Origin of the sequence: Salinimicrobium sp. TIG7-5_MAKvit (genome assembly GCF_049569215.1) — a bacterium.
GTDB classification, from domain to species: Bacteria; Bacteroidota; Bacteroidia; order Flavobacteriales; family Flavobacteriaceae; genus Salinimicrobium; species Salinimicrobium profundisediminis.
The window spans coordinates 1296680-1313949 of the sequence record NZ_CP145903.1; the positions used below are offsets into that span (position 1 = coordinate 1296680).

The window sequence follows — 17270 nt, forward strand, 5'->3', positions numbered from 1 at the left end:
TAAAGAAAATCCCCCACAGGCCTTTCAATTATATCTGATTTATGCGAAGTAGACGAATTTTGGTTGCGCCAATTAACTGGGGGTTAGGTCATGCCACACGATGCATCAATATTATTGAAAAACTTGAAGAACAGGGATTTACTCCCATCATAGCTTCAGATGGAGCAGCACTTAACCTTCTTAAAAAAGAGTTTCCGCATTTGCAGGCATTTGAATTACCTTCTTACAATATCACCTACACCAGAAAGGGAAGCCTTTTAAAATGGAAGCTGCTTTTATACAGCCCACATATCGTGAAAAACATCAAAAAGGAAAAACAGGCCACTAAGATCCTGGTGCAAAAATTAAAACTCCACGGAATAATTTCGGACAGCCGGTTTGGGGTGCGGCACCCGCATGTGCCAGGCGTTTTTATCACCCATCAATTGAATGTACTCTCGGGGGCAACCACTTTCTTCAGCAGTTGGCTTCACCAGAAGTATATAAAACAATATGATCAATGCTGGATTCCCGATACTCCCGGCAGGCCAAACCTAAGCGGAATTCTTGGGCATCCAAAAAGGGCATTTTCAGAAGTAAATTATTTAGGGGTGATGAGCAGGTTTAAAAAAGAAAAATTACCTCGGAATTATGATTTCATGGTATTATTGTCAGGCCCCGAACCCCAGAGAAGCATTCTCGAAGAAATTCTTCTAAAGGAGTTCAGTAAATCTTCCGGAAGTATCCTCTTTATAAGAGGGGTTGTAGATGAAAGCACTGCTGATTTAAATACACCAAATCTCACTGTAAGAAACTATCTCTTTGGCAGGGAACTGGAACAGGCACTTAACAGTAGCGAAGTGGTAATAGCAAGATCGGGATATACCACCCTTATGGATCTTGCCCGGCTCGAAAAAAAGGCTTTTTTCATACCTACACCCGGCCAGTTTGAACAGGAATATTTAGCCGGAAGGATGCAAAAACTGGGCTTTGCCCCAACCTGTAAACAGGAAGATTTTAGGCTTGAAAAGTTGCTGGAGTTGAAAGATTATTCGGGGTTAAAGGATCCTGGCTTTGTTTGTGATTTCTCAAAGCTTTTTGGCCTTTTTAAGGGTGAATGAAAATTCACTTCCCATGCCGTAGGTGCTTTCTACAAAAATTCTCTCTTTGTGCGCTTCGAGCAGGTGCTTTACAATGGCCAGGCCAAGCCCCGAGCCTCCTTCTTTACGCGATCCGCTTTTGTCTACCCGGTAAAAGCGCTCAAACAACCTCGGAATATGCTCTTTTTGGATCCCCTCTCCGTTGTCACTTACCCTTATAATGATCTTCTTCTTGGAGTGATCTTCAATAGCAACTTCGGTGGTACCGTCGTTCTTTCCGTATTTTATAGAGTTTACAATAAGGTTAGTCACCACCTGCTGAATTCTTTCTTTATCGGCCTTGACCCACACAGGGGCATAAGGAGCTTCAAATGTGAGGGTGATATTCTTCTTTCCGGCTTTCATCTCCAGGAGGTCAAAAACATTCTGGACTACCTCAACAATATTAAATACTTCAGGTTTAAGGCTTAGCTCCCCGGTTTCAAGTTTAGTGATCATATCCAGATCCTGAACTATGTAAACCAGTCGCTCCACTCCTTTGGCTGCCCTTGAAAGATACTGCTTTCGCACATTTTTATCTTTCATAGCTCCATCGAGCAAGGTCTCAATATATCCCTGAACTGTGAATAAAGGGGTTTTGAGCTCGTGAGAGATATTTCCCATAAATTCTTTCCGGTATGAATCACGCACTTTTAAAGCTTCGATTTCGAGTTTTTTCCCTTCAGCAAATTTCTGCACTTCCTGCGATAGGCTGGTCATATCTGTAGTCACCTGCTCAGGGTTAAGTGGGGTAGCACTAAGCATACTCACATTCTCGTATATCTTCTTTATCTTTTTATAGATAAAGGCCTCAACCCGGTACTGAATGATGAGAAATGAAAAAATAAAACACGAAAAACCATAGAGCAGAAGTGCCCACTCTGAATATGCATCGTGAATAATGAGAAAAACAGCCGAAATCCCAGTAAGGAAGAGCGACACATAAATTGAAGTCTTTATTGCAAACCTGTATGAGCGCCTAAAACCTTTAGTCATTACTCTACAAACTTATACCCCACACCTTTAATGGTCTGGATGCTCTCACCTCCAAGTTTTTCCCTGAGTTTTCTAATATGCACATCAATAGTACGACCGCCTACAACCACCTCATTGCCCCAAACCCGCTCAAGGATCTCATCTCTCTGAAAAACACGCCCGGGTTGTGACGCCAATAAGAATAATAGCTCAAATTCTTTTCGTGGCAACATCACCTCTTCCCCGCCTTTTACCACTTTGTATTCTTCCCTGTTGATCTCGAGGTTCCCGGCAGTAATAATCCCTGCTTTCCCTCCGGCTTCCCCGCCGTTAAACCGGCGCAGCAAGGCCTTCACTTTACTTATAAGTACTTTCGGTTTTATGGGTTTAGTGATATAATCATCGGCACCAGCGTCAAATCCGGCCATTTGAGAATAATCTTCTCCCCTGGCGGTAAGAAAAGTAATCATGCTGTTGGTAAGCTCTGGTTCTTTTCGCATTTGAATGCAGGTTTCTATACCATCCATTTCAGGCATCATTACATCTAAAATAATAAGATGAGGATGGTTTTCTTTGGCAACTTTTAAAGCCTGTTCACCATTTTCTGCAGTTACTACCCGGTAACCTTCAGCAGCTAAATTATACCTTATAATCTCAATGATATCGGGCTCATCATCGACCAAAAGGATGCAAATGTCATTTGTTTTCATGGGTGTGGTTAATTTACCCTGTAAAAGTAAAGATAATAATTATGCCGCCTCCCACTCCCATTCATTGATAACCTTCTGTTAACCTTAAATTTAATTAGTCATAACCTTTAGTTGACTTATTGGTAATTTTCAGCTAACGCCATAGTTACATTGCACAGTTTTCTTTGCGGCATAGAAAATTGACAAAAATGAGACTTCTTTTGATTGGTGCCGCAGTACTCCTTTCCTTTTCAAACCTGTTGGCACAGGAGACACAACACACCGGTAGCATTGCCGGGAAATTAACTGACAAGGAAATGCAGGGCGAGCCCCTCCCCTTTGCCAATGTACTCGTGAAAGGCACAGGTACAGGTGGAACTACTAACGTAAACGGACTTTTTGAAATAGAAAATCTTGAACCCGGAAGCTACACTGTTGCCTTTAGCTTTGTAGGATACGAACAGCTCGAAATCCCCAATGTGCGGGTAGAACCGGGTAAAGTAACAGAAATAAACACTCAACTTGGAACCACTGCTTCTTCCCTGGATGAAGTTGTTATTTCTACGGTATCAAGGGCCGATTCTGAAGTGGCACTGCTATTAGAGCAGAAAAATGCCATTACAATAAAACAGGCTATTGGCGCTGAAGAACTGTCTAGAAAAGGAATCAATAACGTAGAGCAGGGACTCTCCAAGGTCTCTGGCATTAGCATGGTGGGAGACAGGGGTATTTTTGTAAGGGGATTGGATGACCGTTATAATTTTCTAACGATGAACGGACTTCCCGTAGCATCTTCAGACCCCGATTTTAAAATTATTCCGCTTAGTTATATCGCCACCAACATTGTGAGCTACGTAGATGTTTATAAAACCTTTAGCCCTTCGCTGTATCAGGATTTTGCGGGCGCAACTTTTAATGTCAACACTATCACCGCAGCTTCAAAGCCCGCTACCACGGTAACTGCTGGAGTCAATTACAACACCAATTCTACTTTTGAAGATTACAAGATCGATAACAGCAGTGATTTGGAATACCTGGGATATACCGGAAACAGCAGGGAATTGCCTGCCGCACCCGCACAATCTCCCAGCCCATTTTCCACTTCCTGGACTCCTGAAAAAATTACTGCCCCACTGGCCACTACTCTTGGAATAACTCACGGGCAACGCCTGGTAAACGGAGACAAACAATCTCTGGGTATATATTTTGGTATGAATTATCGCAATTCTTACGAGAAGAAAAACGGGGTAGAACGCACCTTAAATTCTGAAGGCACCGCAGGGCAGGATTTCTCTACCACAAACTATGATTTCTCCACACGAAAATCAGCTTTACTGGCACTTGATTACGACAGGTTTGATATGCTGAAGCTGAACTTCAATACCATTTACCTTCAGAATACTTCAAATTTTATAAGGGAAGCATTTGGAAGGAATGACGGATTTACCCAGCTTAACAACAGAGATTTCTTTATCCGTGACATTCGGTATACAGAAAATGATATGCTCACTTTCCAGCTCCTGGGAGATCTGGAATGGAACAACAAAAAACATCAACTGCATTTTGGCGGCTCTACAGGAATAGGCAACAATAATGTACCCGATCGCAGGGTGCTACGCGCTGCCGACACAGGGGAAGATGCAGAATACATTACCACAAATGGCATCAATCCCTTCAGGTTCTATCAGGAGCTGGAGAACGTTAGCTTTAGTTCCCGCCTTGAGTACGAGTTGGGAATTCAGAAAAAAGAAGACAACACCTTCTCCACAAAAATTAAGATAGGGCATAATTTCGACGGAATAAATTACGATTTCTTCACCCGCACCATTACGGCACAGGTCAATACGGGCGAACTGCCAAACCTGAATACCAATGATCCTGAAGCTTTCTTTAAACAAGGTTTATCTGAAGGATTTCTGGAATATGCAGGCAATTTTGCCCCTACACCACCCGACATTCAGGTGGAGCAATACATACACGGCGGGTATTTCATCTTTTTAAAGGAATGGGACAATATACTACTTGATGTGGGCGTACGCGCTGAATACGCACCCCGGGAAATAACTTATAAAAAAGCTCTTGATACTAAGTTCAGCAAGATCACCTATGAACCCTTCGATATTAGCCCTGCCCTCAACATCAGGTACCACCTTACCGAAACCTCTAACCTGAGGCTGGCGACATCTATCACCACTACCCGCCCCAGGATGAGAGAGATCTTGCCTACAATTTACCAGGATGGGGATGGCAACCAGGTAATAGGGAACCCCGATCTTTTAAATTCCCGCAACTACAATTTAGACCTAAAATATGAGTTCTTTCCGGCCAACAGCGAATTACTGGCATTAACCGCCTTTGCCAAATATCTCCAGGATCCTATAGAGCGTTTGGCCCGTGCCACCTCTGTAGGTTACAGAACTTATTTCGATAATTTTGAGGAAGCTGTTCTCTACGGAATAGAAGCCGAAGCCAGGTTCAATGCCGGAAGCCTCTTCAAAAATGCCATTTTTGACAGGTTATCTGTAGGCTTTAACGGAATTCTGATGGATTCTCGTGCTACTGCCGAAGAGAACAATCCACGTTTCGCAGCAGTAACCAATAAAGACAGAAAGCTGCAGGGAGCATCAAACTGGGGAATCAATGCCGATCTCCTTTACCAAATTTTTAAGCGCGGCAATACAGCATCTTCCCTAAACCTCATTTATAACACTTTTGGAAAAAGAATATATGCCGTAGGTGTAGAAGGAGCCGATGAAATCTACGAAAAGCCTGTTGATCAACTTGACCTGGTGTGGACCACCCAATTCAACAAAAGCTGGGGACTCAAATTAACTGCGAGAAATCTTCTCAACGAAAAGACCATGTTCTTCCAGGATCCCACCCGCGAAATAAGATTCCCTGATAAGTTTAGCAACGCTATAGAATCATTTGATACCGGCACCACCTATGGAGCCTCCATCACCTTTAAATTTTAAACATAAATATTCAACTAAAAATTAGAAAAAATGAAAAACCAATTCTTAAAAACCGCATTTACAATCGCGCTCTCACTCAGCTTGTTTTCATGCAGCAGTGATGATGATGTTCCAAACCCCGATCCCGGAACAGGAGGCGACTCAGGAATACTTGAGGGTACTGTTCTTGAAGGAGATATTACAGAGGACCTCCTTGTGAAAGAAGGTAATTATAACCTGAAAGGCGCAGTTTCAGTAAAAGATGGAGCCACACTAACCATAGAACCAGGAACAACTTTCACGGTAAGCGCCGCAGACCAGGCGGCAGGAGTAAACCTCTTATTTGTAGAACAGGGCGGAAAATTAATTGCCGAAGGTACTGCAGCAAAACCAATAGTCTTTACTTCTGAAAATAAAAATTCGGAAGGTGGCGACGGCGACTGGGGCGGTATCGGTATACATGGCCGTGCCAAAATGAACGCCCCCGGCGGAACCTCAATCTCTGAAGCAGGGCAATTACCGTACGGAGGCACCAATGACCAGGATAGTTCGGGGAGCCTGAAGTATGTAAGAGTCGAATATGCAGGGCAGGCATCTTCAGATGGCCAATTTGAATTCAATGCTTTCTCCTTCTTCGCGGTAGGCAGCGGCACCACCCTTGAAAACCTCGAGGCTTTTGAAGGCGCTGATGACGGGTTTGAATTCTATGGTGGTACTGTAAACGCCAGGAACCTTGTAGCTATAGGAATGGAAGATGATTCAATAGACTGGGATGAAGGTTACCGCGGAACTCTTAATAATGTTGCTATTGTTCAATACGACGGCGTGGGAGATTTCGCTTTTGAACTAGCTAACAGAAAAGGCGAAAACAATGCAGAGCCACGTTCAATGGGTACAGTTAAAAATGTAAGTATCTGGGGCCATAACCGCAGCGGCAAAGCTGCATTCGATTTAAAACAGGGAACCGCCGGAACTTTCGAAAATATTGTGGGGAGTAATTACGAAACTATCATATTTCTCAATGACCAGCTACAGGAAGTAGAGAATGACCAACTACAATTTACCAATGCTCATTTTGAGTACAGTAAAGATCTTGTGGTGAACAACGTTAACGACACCGAGGTAGCGGGCAACTTACTAGAGCTTGATGAGAATGCAACAGGTGCAGATCTAAGCGTCTTTGAAAGCTGGAGCAACCTGGCTGCGGCTCAAAAATTTTAATCAATTAGACGTTTATTAATAGATTTGTTTTTAAAGGGTTGCGATGTCGCAACCCCTTTTTTTGAAAATTATTGTGTAGAAATTAAGCTTTAACTTTTCTGCAACTAAAATTTGGTGCGGTTTTTGAATTTTTTATTGTAATTTTGAATTGATACCGTATTGAAAATGAAACAACTCTACTTGTACCCTCTTATGATCATTGGCCTTTTGCTCTTATCGAGTCCGGCTTTTGCACAGGTATCAGCCCCGGAACCTCCTGTAAAAGAAGTTCCTATTGAAGGGCTTTCTATTTTCCCAAATCCTGCTTCAGGTCAAAAAGTGTACATTAACACCAAAGCGGGAAAAGCTAAAAGAGTAGAGATCTATAATGTTTTGGGCAAGAGCATCCTTTCTGCACAATTAACAGGAAATGAGCTCAATATCTCCAATCTTGAACCGGGGGTATACATCATGAGGATCCAGGAAGGTCGAAGTTCTGCTACCCGAAAGCTTGTGGTAAGATAACCCATATCCTTTATTTTATTCAGTACCTTTGTGCCCTCAATTTTTTTTATCAATTTGAAGGACATATTTTCCATTTCCACTCTCGAGGAGTTCAATAAAAAAGCGCTGCAGGTATTTGAATATCAATACAAATACAATCCTGTTTACAGCAAATTTTGCGATCTGCTTCACCGCAGCCCCCGGGAGGTAACCTGTGTTGAAGAAATCCCTTTTTTGCCAATCTCCCTCTTTAAATCTCACAAAATACTTTCTTCGGAAGCTTCTGCTGAAGTTATTTTTAGCAGCAGCGGCACCACAGGTACTCAAACCAGCAAACATTACGTTACAGACCTGAAGGTTTATGAGGAAAGTTTCCGCAGGGGCTTCACACATTTCTACAGTAATGTAGAAGATTACGCAGTGCTCGCACTTCTTCCATCCTATCTTGAAAGAAAAGGTTCTTCATTGATCTACATGGTGCAGGATCTTATTGAGAAAAGTAATAATAAGGCAAGCGGTTTTTATTTGCACGACCTCGATGCACTCGTTCAAAAACTACAAGAGCTGGAAGAGAAAGGGCAAAAGACACTGCTTATAGGTGTTTCTTTTGCATTACTTGACCTGGCAGAGCAATACCGTTTAACCCTAAAGCATACTATTGTGATGGAAACCGGCGGAATGAAAGGCCGCCGCAAGGAAATGATACGCACCGAACTTCATGAAGTGCTAAAAAAAGGATTGGGGGTACAGGAAATTCATAGCGAATATGGAATGACCGAGCTACTGTCACAGGCATACGCCCTCAAAAATGGCATTTTTGAATGCCCACCCTGGATGAAGATCCTTATAAGAGAACCGGAAGACGCCTTAAGCTTACTCCCCGAAGGGAAATCTGGCGGAATCAATGTTATAGATCTGGCCAATATCAATTCCTGCTCTTTCATTGCCACACAGGACCTTGGTAAAAATTTAGGCGGGGGAAAGACTGAAATATTAGGCCGTTTTGACCACAGTGATATAAGAGGGTGTAACCTGATGGTTTTTTAACAAAAAATAATTACCTGTACTGTAAGGATTGTAGTTTTTACCGACTTACTGTACGGTTAGATTATGTTTTCATAATTGGTTGGTTAGTAGAAGCCCCCTTCGCCCTCTAAGGCAAGGGGGCTATCTTATTTACTCAACCCTTAAAATATAGGTGTTCCTTTTTCCTTTATTGATAATGACGTATTTATCATTTAAAAGGTCATTTGTGGTGATGGTATAATCTTCGGTGACCTTTTCTTTATTAACCGAAATGGAATTTTCTTTTAAAGCTCTCCTGGCTTCTCCGTTAGAGTTTAAAAAGTCGGTTTTGGCAGAAAGAGCTGCAATCATATCCAAACCTGCCTCTACATCGGCACGGTCAATTTTTGCCTGCGGCACCCCTTCAAAAACATCTAAAAAAGTAGCTTCATTAAGCTTTTTTAAATCATCTGCAGTACTCTTTCCAAAAAGCACTTCCGAAGCCTTTACAGCATTCTCATACTCCTCTGCCGAGTGTACCATTACAGTAATTTCTTCGGCCAGTTTTCGCTGCAATTCTCTCAAATGAGGCGCCTCTTTATGCTGAGCTATAAGACCTTCTATCTCTTCTTTTGAAAGGAAGGTAAATATTTTTATAAATTTTTCGGCATCTTCATCGCTGGTGTTGAGCCAGTATTGATAGAACCTGTAAGGAGAAGTACGTACCGGATCAAGCCAGATGTTCCCCGACTCGGTTTTTCCGAATTTAGTACCGTCGGCCTTGGTAATTAACGGGCAGGTAAGGGCATAACCTTTCCCCTCACCAATTCTTCTAATGAGCTCGGTTCCGGTTGTGATATTCCCCCACTGGTCACTACCACCCATTTGCAGCGTACAATCAAGCTCCCTGTACAAATGCAGAAAATCATATCCCTGCACAAGCTGGTAAGTGAATTCCGTAAAAGACATTCCTTCGGAAGAATCTGAAGACAAACGCTTTTTTACGCTGTCTTTAGACATCATGTAGTTCACAGTAATGTGTTTTCCCACATCTCTTATAAAGCTCAGAAAACTGAAGTCTTTCATCCAGTCATAGTTATTCACCATTACTGCAGCATTCTCTGCTTCACTCTCAAAGTCGAGAAATTTAGACAGTTGGTTTTTAAGGGCATTTTGATTCTGAAGCAAAGTAGCTTCAGTAAGAAGATTGCGCTCGTTTGATTTTCCTGAAGGGTCACCTATCATTCCCGTGGCTCCTCCTACCAGTGCCACAGGGCGATGTCCTGCTTCCTGGAAGTGCTTCAGCATCATAACACCCACCAGGTGACCTATATGTAAAGAATCGGCTGTGGGGTCAATCCCAACATAGGCAGACCTAAGGCCTTCCAAAAGATGCTCTTCGGTGCCGGGCATCACATCGTGAATCATCCCTCTCCAGGTCAATTCTTCTACAAAATTCTTGCTCATGATCATTATTTTGAAGTAAAAACAGCCGTAAAGATACCATAAAGCTTCATTTTTCCTAAGCGGTTTTAGCTATATTTACCTCATGATTCTAGTCACCGGAGGCACAGGCTTGGTAGGTTCACATTTGCTGCTTGATCTTGTTAAAGCAGGAAAATCTGTTCGTGCGATCTATCGTACAGAAGCAAGCTTAGAAGCCGTAAAAAAAGTTTTTTCCTACACGAATTCCCAACCTGAAGCAAACACCCTCTTTTCGTCAATTGATTGGGTTCAAGCCGATATCACAGACATCCCCTCATTAAATAAAGCTTTTAAAGATATTCATCAGGTTTATCATTGTGCGGCACTGGTCTCTTTTGACACTTCTAAAGATGCTTTACTGCGGAAGGTAAACATTGAAGGCACAGCTAATATTGTAAACCTTTGTATCGCAAATGAAGTGGAGAAACTTTGTTATGTAAGTTCTATTGCCACTTTAGACCAGAAACCCGGCGAAAAGGAGATCACTGAAGTTTCTTTCTGGAACAAAGAACTTAGCCACAGCATGTATGCCATTACCAAATATGGCGCAGAGATGGAAGTGTGGCGTGCAAGCCAGGAAGGTGTTCCTGTGGTTATTGTGAAGCCCGGGATCATTATTGGCCCCGGATTTTGGAGCAGTGGCAGCGGTAAGATCTTCGAAAAGATACACAGCGGCCTCGATTACTTTGTTCCAAAAACCACCGGCTTTGTCGGCGTTTGGGATGTGGTAAGAATTGCCCGGGAACTGATGGTTTCCCCTGTCAAAAATGACGAATTCATAGTGGTTTCTGAAAACCTTTCGTTCAAGGCTGTTTTTTCTATGACGGCTAGTTCCCTTGGAAGACCTGCACCATCAAAAGCACTAAAAAAATGGATGGTACTTACCGGATGGTTGTGGCAGGAACTAAGAGGTTTATTTTCAAACAGGGAAAAGCAACTGGAAAAGAGGTCTCAAAAAAGCCTTTTTGAACACACGTTTTATTCTTCAGCTAAACTGAAACAACAAATAGATTTTGAATTTGAACCCATTTCAGAAGTAATAGAAAAAACAGCTTCTTGCTACAAAAAAGACCTTCAGAAATAACTTAACGTTGAACCCGGCTTTTTGAAACAGGCATGGGAAGCCTGGGATCGGGCTCAAGCAATCCTGAAGTATCCCTTCTAAACTCGCGCCGTATCAAAGTATCCAGAGTATCACTTTCAGAATTTTCTCTAAGAGAATCCTTTATTTTTTCCTCCACTTCCCTAATGGAATCATACTCGGCCATCAGTGCCTCCAGCCTCTCCTTTACCCTCTCATATATTTTTTCGTACTGCTTGTAGTTCTGCGCATAGTACTCATTGCTTTGCGCCAGCTGGGTACTGTCTATGCCATATTTTTTGGTAAGATAAGGGTATGCATTCACCCCTTTTTCTTCCATAAGAGTTTTGTTGTAGCTCCTGGCACCATGAAGCAGGGAAAGTTCTGTGAGCACCTCAACCATCTTATCTTCAGCAATTAGATTATCTGGCTTTGGAGTACGGTTGATTTCCTGGCAGGAAACCAGCATTAAAAAGACCCCTAAAATGGTGAAGACCTTTCTCATGCTACCTGTCAAACTTTAATCTTTCGGCTTGTACAAAAGGAGTAAAATTGAAATTCTTGTAAACTAAATTTCCATTTACAAAGGTGTGAGTTACCCGCGATTTGAAAGTAGTGCCTTCAAAGGGAGACCAGCCACATTTATACAGCGTATTTCCAGGCTGTACAGCCCATGGAGCATTGAGATCAACAAGTACAAGATCGGCCTTGTAGCCCTCTCTTATAAACCCTCTTTTTTCAATATCAAAAAGAATAGCGGGGTTATGGCACATTTTCTCTACAATTTTCTCCAGTGAAATTTTGCCCTGGTGATACATCTGCAACATTGCAGGAAGAGCGTGTTGCACTAACGGGCCGCCGCTTGGAGCCTTGGTGTATACGTTTTTCTTTTCCTCACGGGTATGCGGCGCATGGTCTGTCGCGATGACATCTATCTTGTCTTCAATTAGCCCTTTTAAGAGAGCTTCCTGATCTTTTTGTGTCTTTACAGCAGGGTTCCATTTTATGAAGGTTCCCTTTTTCCCGTAATCTTCATCATTGAACCAAAGGTGGTGCACACAGACTTCGGCAGTGATCATTTTATCTTTAAGCGGCTTTTTACTGTCGAACAACTTGAGTTCTTTTGCCGTAGAAAGATGAAAAACGTGTAATCTCGCCCCGGTTTTTTTGGCTAATGCAACAGCTTTTGATGAAGAAATATAACAGGCTTCTTCACTGCGAATTTTAGGATGCAGCTCTACCGGAATATCATCTCCATACTCCGCTGTATATTTCTGCAGGTTCTCCTGAATGGTTTTTTCATCTTCACAATGCGCTGCGATGAGCACAAGAGATTCTTTGAAGATTTTCTCCAGCACTTTTTCATCGTCTACCAACATATTCCCTGTAGATGAGCCCAAAAAAAGTTTGAGGGCCGGCACTGTTTTGGGGTCTATTTTCTTAATCTCCTCAAGATTATCATTAGTACCTCCAAACATGAAGGCGTAATTGGCGTAAGAGGTAGCCTCTGCCAGTTTATATTTTTCTTCAAGAAGTTCTATAGTGGTGGTTTGCGGCTGGGTATTGGGCATTTCTATGAAAGAAGTAATACCACCTGCCACAGCTGCTTTTGAACCTGTTTCAATTGTTTCTTTATGGGTAAGCCCCGGCTCCCTGAAATGCACCTGATCATCAATAACCCCCGGCATAAGGTAATTGCCTTCGGCATCGACGATAGTAAGGTTAGGAGATTTGGCACTTATACTTGAAGCGATCTCTTTAATAATTCCATCTTCAATAAAAACATCTCCTTCAACGATAGCACCTTCATTGACAATTTTTGCATTCTTAATTAATACCTTCTTCATTATATTGTCATCTTATTAAACAGACTGTTTATTTTCATTTTTATCACTCCAAAAACAGCTTCCCATATAATTGAACCACTCATTTTTGATGTTCCCCGGGTTCTGTCGGTAAAAACTACCGGCACTTCCACGATATTGAACTTTGCCAGGTAAGCTTTGAATTTCATTTCAATTTGAAAAGCATAACCAACAAATTTAATTTTATCGAGGTGAATCCTCTCAAGCACTTCTCTATCATAGCAAACAAAACCTGCCGTGGTATCTTCTACAGGCATTGCTGTTATGAAGCGTACATATTTTGAGGCCAGCCAGGATAAAAGCACCCTGCTCATGGGCCAGTTTACCACATTAACCCCGGTTTTATACCGGGAGCCAATCGCTACCTGGGCTCCACCCCGCTTACAGGCATTATAGAGGCGTATCAAGTCGTTAGGATTGTGGGAAAAATCGGCATCCATTTGAAAGATGTACTTATAATCCCGTTCCAAAACCCATTCAAAACCTTTGATATACGCCGTACCCAAACCAGATTTCCCTTCCCTTTCAATCAGGAATAACCGATTCTCATAGACCGATTGCAGAGACCTGACTATTCTAGAGGTTCGATCGGGAGAATTATCATCCACCACCAAAACGTGAAAATCGCGCTGAAGAGAAAAGACATTTTTAATGATCTTTTCAATATTTTCTTTTTCGTTGTAGGTGGGTATTATAACAATCCCATCTGGCATAAAATTCTTTTGGACAAATGTAACTATTTTTAAAGTTTAGGATGGTTTTTTAAAACTTCTTTTAATCGTATTAATCCTACCTTTGTAGAAAATTCTCCTGCTTGGAAGTAATAGAAAGACATGCGGTTTCTCAAGACTGGATCACCCTCCTACTCTTACTGGTATTGGTACTGCTGGTGGTGGCCAGGTATGCGTTCACTCAAAGGTTTGCCCACTTTAGCATGCTTTTCGCTACAGATAAGTACCTTCTTTTAAAGGGAAAAGACCCCAATCTTTTTCATCCATTTAATGTACTTCTTTTTGTTGTGAATGTGGTCTCGGCAGGCCTGTTTATCTTTATTTACTACCTCACTTTTTCCGATTCTTACCCCGAGAGGCCAATGGTAACCTTCTTAAGGATAATTACTGCATATACGACTTTTGTGCTGCTCAAGTTTTCCCTGGAAAAGATTCTGGCAGATGTAGTTTCGGTCAATGATAAAATGAACTACTACCTGTTCTACAAACTTAGTTACCGCAATTTCATGGCCTTGATATTACTCCCTGTTTCTATATTTTTTATATATACATGGGAACCAACAAGGCTGGTGCTCTACATTTTGCTGGGACTCATTTTACTTATGAATTTGATTACCCTGCTCAGCATTTTTATCAAAAACCGACAGTACATTGCGACCCATTGGTTTTATTTTATTTTGTATCTTTGCGCTCTTGAAATTGGACCCTATTATATTTTATATAAGCTGGTTACCAAGTTCCAGGGTGAATAAAAAATATGTATATGAAAGTGAAAACAATTCTGGTATCTCAACCAGAGCCGAAGGTTGAAAATTCTCCTTATTTTGATCTTGAAGAAAAACAAAAAGTAAAAATAGATTTTATCCCGTTTATCCACGTTGAGGGCGTTTCTTCCAAGGATGTAAGACAGCAAAAGGTAGACCTTTCAAATTATACAGCAATTATCCTTACCAGTCGTAATTCTGTTGACCATTTCTTTAGAATTGCTGAAGAGATGCGATTTAAAGTGCCCGATACTTTAAAATACTTTTGCCAGAGCGAAGCCGTTGCTTATTACCTTCAGAAGTACGTAGTTTACCGCAAGCGGAAAATTTACGTCGGAAAAAGGACTTTTGCTGAACTTTCTCCCCTTATTAAGAAGTACAAAAACGAAAAATTCCTCCTGCCATCTTCAGATATGCTGAAGCCAGATGTGCCAAAAACCCTGAATAAGCTTGGGGTGGATTGGAAAAAAGCTGTTTTCTACAAAACCGTTGTGAGTGATCTTTCTCACCTTAGGGAAGTATTTTATGATATCCTGGTGTTCTTTAGCCCCAGCGGAATAAAATCCCTATTTGAGAATTTTCCCGATTTTAAACAAAATGACACCAAAATTGCTGTTTTTGGAAACACTACGGTAAAGGCTGCAAAAGACCACGGACTGGTTGTGAACATTCAGGCGCCAACGCCAGAAACACCTTCCATGACCATGGCTCTTGAAAAGTACATCAAGGAACAAAATAAAAAGGCTCATTAGATCCTGAAAAATTGGACATAAAAAAACCGGCAGTTGCCGGTTTTTTTATGTCTTTCTATGTAATTCTTAAGATACTTTGGGAGCACCTGAAAGTATTTCTTCATTAGCCTGCGCCTGGAATTTTTCAAAATTCTTTTGAAAAGATTCGGCAAGTTGATTGGCCTTTCGGTCATAAGCTTCTTTATCTTTCCAGGTATTTCGCGGATTGAGTACTTCAGAAGGTACGTTCTCACATTCCACCGGCATCTGCAAACCAAAAACCGGATGCTCAATATATTCTACGTTCTCAAGCTTTCCTTCAAGTGCCGAAGAGATCATTTCCCTGGTATAGCGCAACTTCATTCTTGACCCCACTCCATAAGGCCCGCCAGTCCAGCCGGTGTTTACCAGCCACACATTTGTATTGTTCTCTTTCATCTTTGCACTCAGCATTTCGGCATAGCGCGTGGGGTGTAACGGCATAAAAGGCGCACCAAAACAAGCAGAGAAGCTTGGAATAGGTTTATCTACACCTGCTTCGGTACCTGCTACCTTTGCAGTGTACCCACTTATAAAGTGATAGGCTGCCTGCCCCGGCGTAAGCTTGCTTATTGGAGGCAAGACCCCAAAAGCATCGGCTGTGAGAAAGAAGATATTTTTTGGATTTTCACCAATAGAAGGCTCCTGAATATTGTCAATATGATCAATTGGGTAACTCACCCTGGTGTTCTGGGTAATTTCGGTATTTTCAAAATCTACCTCTCCATTTTCATCCAAAATGACATTTTCGAGAATTGCCCCTTTTTTAATAGCCCTGAATATGTCCGGTTCATTCTCTTCAGTAAGATTAATGACTTTTGCATAGCAGCCGCCTTCAAAATTAAAGACCCGGTTCTCTTTGGTCCAACCATGCTCGTCATCTCCAATAAGCCTTCTTTCAGGATCGGCAGAAAGCGTGGTTTTCCCGGTCCCCGAAAGGCCGAAGAAAATTGCCGTATCTCCTTCTTCTCCCACATTTGCAGAACAGTGCATGGGTAAAGTGTTTTTATCAATTGGCAGTATGAAATTGAGGGCCGAAAAAATCCCCTTTTTAATTTCACCCGTATACCCTGTTCCTCCAATGAGTGCAATCTTTTTTGTAAAGTTTAAAATGGCAAAATTGTGCTGCCGGGTTCCATCCACTTCAGGATCGGCCATAAAACCGGGAGCATTTAATACCAGCCAGTCTTCCTTAAAATCATCCAGTTCACTTTCTTCAGGACGTAAGAACATGTTATAGGCAAAGAGGTTTGACCACGGATATTCATTTACTACTCTAATATTCAGCCTGTAATCTTCATCAGCACAGGCGTATGAGTCTCTCGCAAAGACTTCTTTTCCAGAAAGATAATCGGCTACCTTATTATAAAGGGCATCAAATTTATCGGGATCAAAGGGAATATTTATATTTCCCCACCAAACCCTGTCTTTGGTAATGTCATCTTCAACAATAAACCTGTCTTTGGGCGATCTTCCTGTAAATTCCCCAGTGTTTACTGCCAAAGCCCCAGACGAAGCTTCTACCCCCTGACCTTTTTCAATAGTAATGTCATGTAGGTCTTTTGGAGAAAGTTGATAGTGAACTTCTGCATCATTAATACCATACTGTTCTAGCGCAATCGTTTTCGTAAGTCGTTTTTTAGCCAACATAAAAAGTTTAGTTGAGTGGTTTGTTTAGGTCAACAAAAGTAGAAAAACTTGTAAAGAATCAGCTGAGGCTAAATTCTTTTATTTCTTTTTTAACTTAAAGAAGCTGATTAGCAACACAATCCATGCAATAATCATCAAAGAACCACCAATGGGAGTTATGAGGGCAATAGTCCTGAAATCAAAAGAAGTGAGGCTGTTAGTAGCCAAAAGATAAATAGAACCTGAAAAAAAGCAAACCCCAAAAAGTGTTAAGTAGAAGCAAATTCTTTTAACTTTTTCTGGCGCTATTGGTAACCCTCCCAGGATAAGAAGAAATAAAGCGCTGTACATCTGATATTTAACTCCGGTTTCAAAGGTCTGAATACTCTCCAGAGAAAGAAGTGATTTTAACCCATGAGCGGCAAAAGCCCCAAGTATAATAGCTATAACTCCAAACAATGCTCCTGTGATCAATAATCTCCTGTTCATAGTATAATTTT

At 41.7% G+C, this 17270-nt stretch carries 16 protein-coding genes; 8 read left to right on the plus strand and 8 right to left on the minus strand.

Going from position 1 to position 17270, the window contains the following annotated elements; all coding sequences use genetic code 11:
* Positions 1–41: 41 nt before the first annotated feature.
* Positions 42–1100, plus strand: coding sequence for a glycosyltransferase family protein (locus V5739_RS05830; RefSeq protein ID WP_423820005.1), 1059 nt, complete (start codon positions 42–44; stop codon positions 1098–1100).
* Here V5739_RS05830 and V5739_RS05835 read toward each other — a convergent pair.
* Together V5739_RS05835 and V5739_RS05840 are read right to left on the minus strand one after the other, a co-directional pair.
* Positions 1068–2114 carry a sensor histidine kinase gene (locus V5739_RS05835; protein WP_423820006.1) on the minus strand — a complete coding sequence of 349 codons (1047 nt, stop codon included), beginning with the start codon at positions 2112–2114 and terminating at the stop codon, positions 1068–1070. The two genes, V5739_RS05830 and V5739_RS05835, sit on opposite strands and share 33 nt — an antisense overlap.
* Positions 2114–2803, minus strand: a complete 690-nt coding sequence (locus V5739_RS05840) for a response regulator transcription factor (RefSeq protein WP_423820007.1) — start codon at positions 2801–2803, stop codon at positions 2114–2116. The genes V5739_RS05835 and V5739_RS05840 overlap by 1 nt, the downstream gene beginning before the upstream one ends.
* Positions 2804–2991: 188 nt before the next feature.
* Here V5739_RS05840 and V5739_RS05845 point away from each other — a divergent pair, with 188 nt between their 5' ends.
* The 4 genes from V5739_RS05845 to V5739_RS05860 all read left to right on the plus strand — a co-directional run bounded on the left by V5739_RS05845 (position 2992) and on the right by V5739_RS05860 (position 8487).
* Positions 2992–5757, plus strand: coding sequence for a carboxypeptidase-like regulatory domain-containing protein (locus tag V5739_RS05845; RefSeq protein WP_423820008.1), 2766 nt, complete (start codon positions 2992–2994; stop codon positions 5755–5757).
* A 30-nt stretch (positions 5758–5787) separates the two neighbouring features.
* Positions 5788–6957 carry a hypothetical protein gene (locus V5739_RS05850; protein ID WP_423820009.1) on the plus strand — a complete coding sequence of 390 codons (1170 nt, stop codon included), beginning with the start codon at positions 5788–5790 and terminating at the stop codon, positions 6955–6957.
* Positions 6958–7122: 165 nt separating this feature from the next.
* Positions 7123–7461 (plus strand): T9SS type A sorting domain-containing protein, encoded by a 339-nt coding sequence (locus V5739_RS05855; RefSeq protein WP_266068346.1) that lies wholly within the window; start codon positions 7123–7125, stop codon positions 7459–7461.
* 48 nt (positions 7462–7509) lie between these two features.
* Positions 7510–8487: an acyl transferase gene (locus V5739_RS05860; RefSeq protein ID WP_423820450.1), complete on the plus strand. Its 978-nt coding sequence runs from the start codon at positions 7510–7512 to the stop codon at positions 8485–8487.
* A gap of 129 nt (positions 8488–8616) precedes the next feature.
* Here the strand turns inward: V5739_RS05860 and tyrS are convergent, their stop codons facing one another.
* Positions 8617–9912 carry a tyrosine--tRNA ligase gene (tyrS, locus tag V5739_RS05865; RefSeq protein WP_423820010.1) on the minus strand — a complete coding sequence of 432 codons (1296 nt, stop codon included), beginning with the start codon at positions 9910–9912 and terminating at the stop codon, positions 8617–8619.
* 82 nt (positions 9913–9994) lie between these two features.
* Here tyrS and V5739_RS05870 point away from each other — a divergent pair, with 82 nt between their 5' ends.
* A complete protein-coding gene (locus V5739_RS05870) occupies positions 9995–11014 on the plus strand; it encodes an NAD-dependent epimerase/dehydratase family protein (RefSeq protein ID WP_423820011.1) in 1020 nt (339 codons plus the stop codon).
* Between the two features lies 1 nt (position 11015).
* Here V5739_RS05870 and V5739_RS05875 read toward each other — a convergent pair whose 3' ends face one another.
* From V5739_RS05875 to V5739_RS05885, 3 genes are read right to left on the minus strand one after another with little or no spacing between them, the layout of a single operon-like run.
* Positions 11016–11516: a DUF4296 domain-containing protein gene (locus V5739_RS05875; RefSeq protein ID WP_423820012.1), complete on the minus strand. Its 501-nt coding sequence runs from the start codon at positions 11514–11516 to the stop codon at positions 11016–11018.
* Between the two features lies 1 nt (position 11517).
* Positions 11518–12858: a dihydroorotase gene (locus tag V5739_RS05880; RefSeq protein ID WP_423820013.1), complete on the minus strand. Its 1341-nt coding sequence runs from the start codon at positions 12856–12858 to the stop codon at positions 11518–11520.
* Positions 12858–13589, minus strand: coding sequence for a polyprenol monophosphomannose synthase (locus tag V5739_RS05885; RefSeq protein WP_423820014.1), 732 nt, complete (start codon positions 13587–13589; stop codon positions 12858–12860). The genes V5739_RS05880 and V5739_RS05885 overlap by 1 nt, the downstream gene beginning before the upstream one ends.
* A 101-nt stretch (positions 13590–13690) precedes the next feature.
* Here V5739_RS05885 and V5739_RS05890 point away from each other — a divergent pair, with 101 nt between their 5' ends.
* Together V5739_RS05890 and V5739_RS05895 are read left to right on the plus strand one after the other, a co-directional pair.
* Entirely contained in the window at positions 13691–14359 is a 669-nt protein-coding gene (locus V5739_RS05890; protein ID WP_423820015.1) for a DUF4271 domain-containing protein, read from the plus strand.
* An 11-nt stretch (positions 14360–14370) separates the two neighbouring features.
* Entirely contained in the window at positions 14371–15123 is a 753-nt protein-coding gene (locus V5739_RS05895; protein ID WP_266068336.1) for a uroporphyrinogen-III synthase, read from the plus strand.
* 66 nt (positions 15124–15189) lie between these two features.
* Here V5739_RS05895 and pckA read toward each other — a convergent pair whose 3' ends face one another.
* Positions 15190–16791, minus strand: coding sequence for a phosphoenolpyruvate carboxykinase (ATP) (pckA, locus tag V5739_RS05900; RefSeq protein WP_423820016.1), 1602 nt, complete (start codon positions 16789–16791; stop codon positions 15190–15192).
* 78 nt (positions 16792–16869) lie between these two features.
* Positions 16870–17259 carry a DUF423 domain-containing protein gene (locus V5739_RS05905; protein WP_423820017.1) on the minus strand — a complete coding sequence of 130 codons (390 nt, stop codon included), beginning with the start codon at positions 17257–17259 and terminating at the stop codon, positions 16870–16872.
* Between the last annotated feature and the right edge of the window lie 11 nt (positions 17260–17270).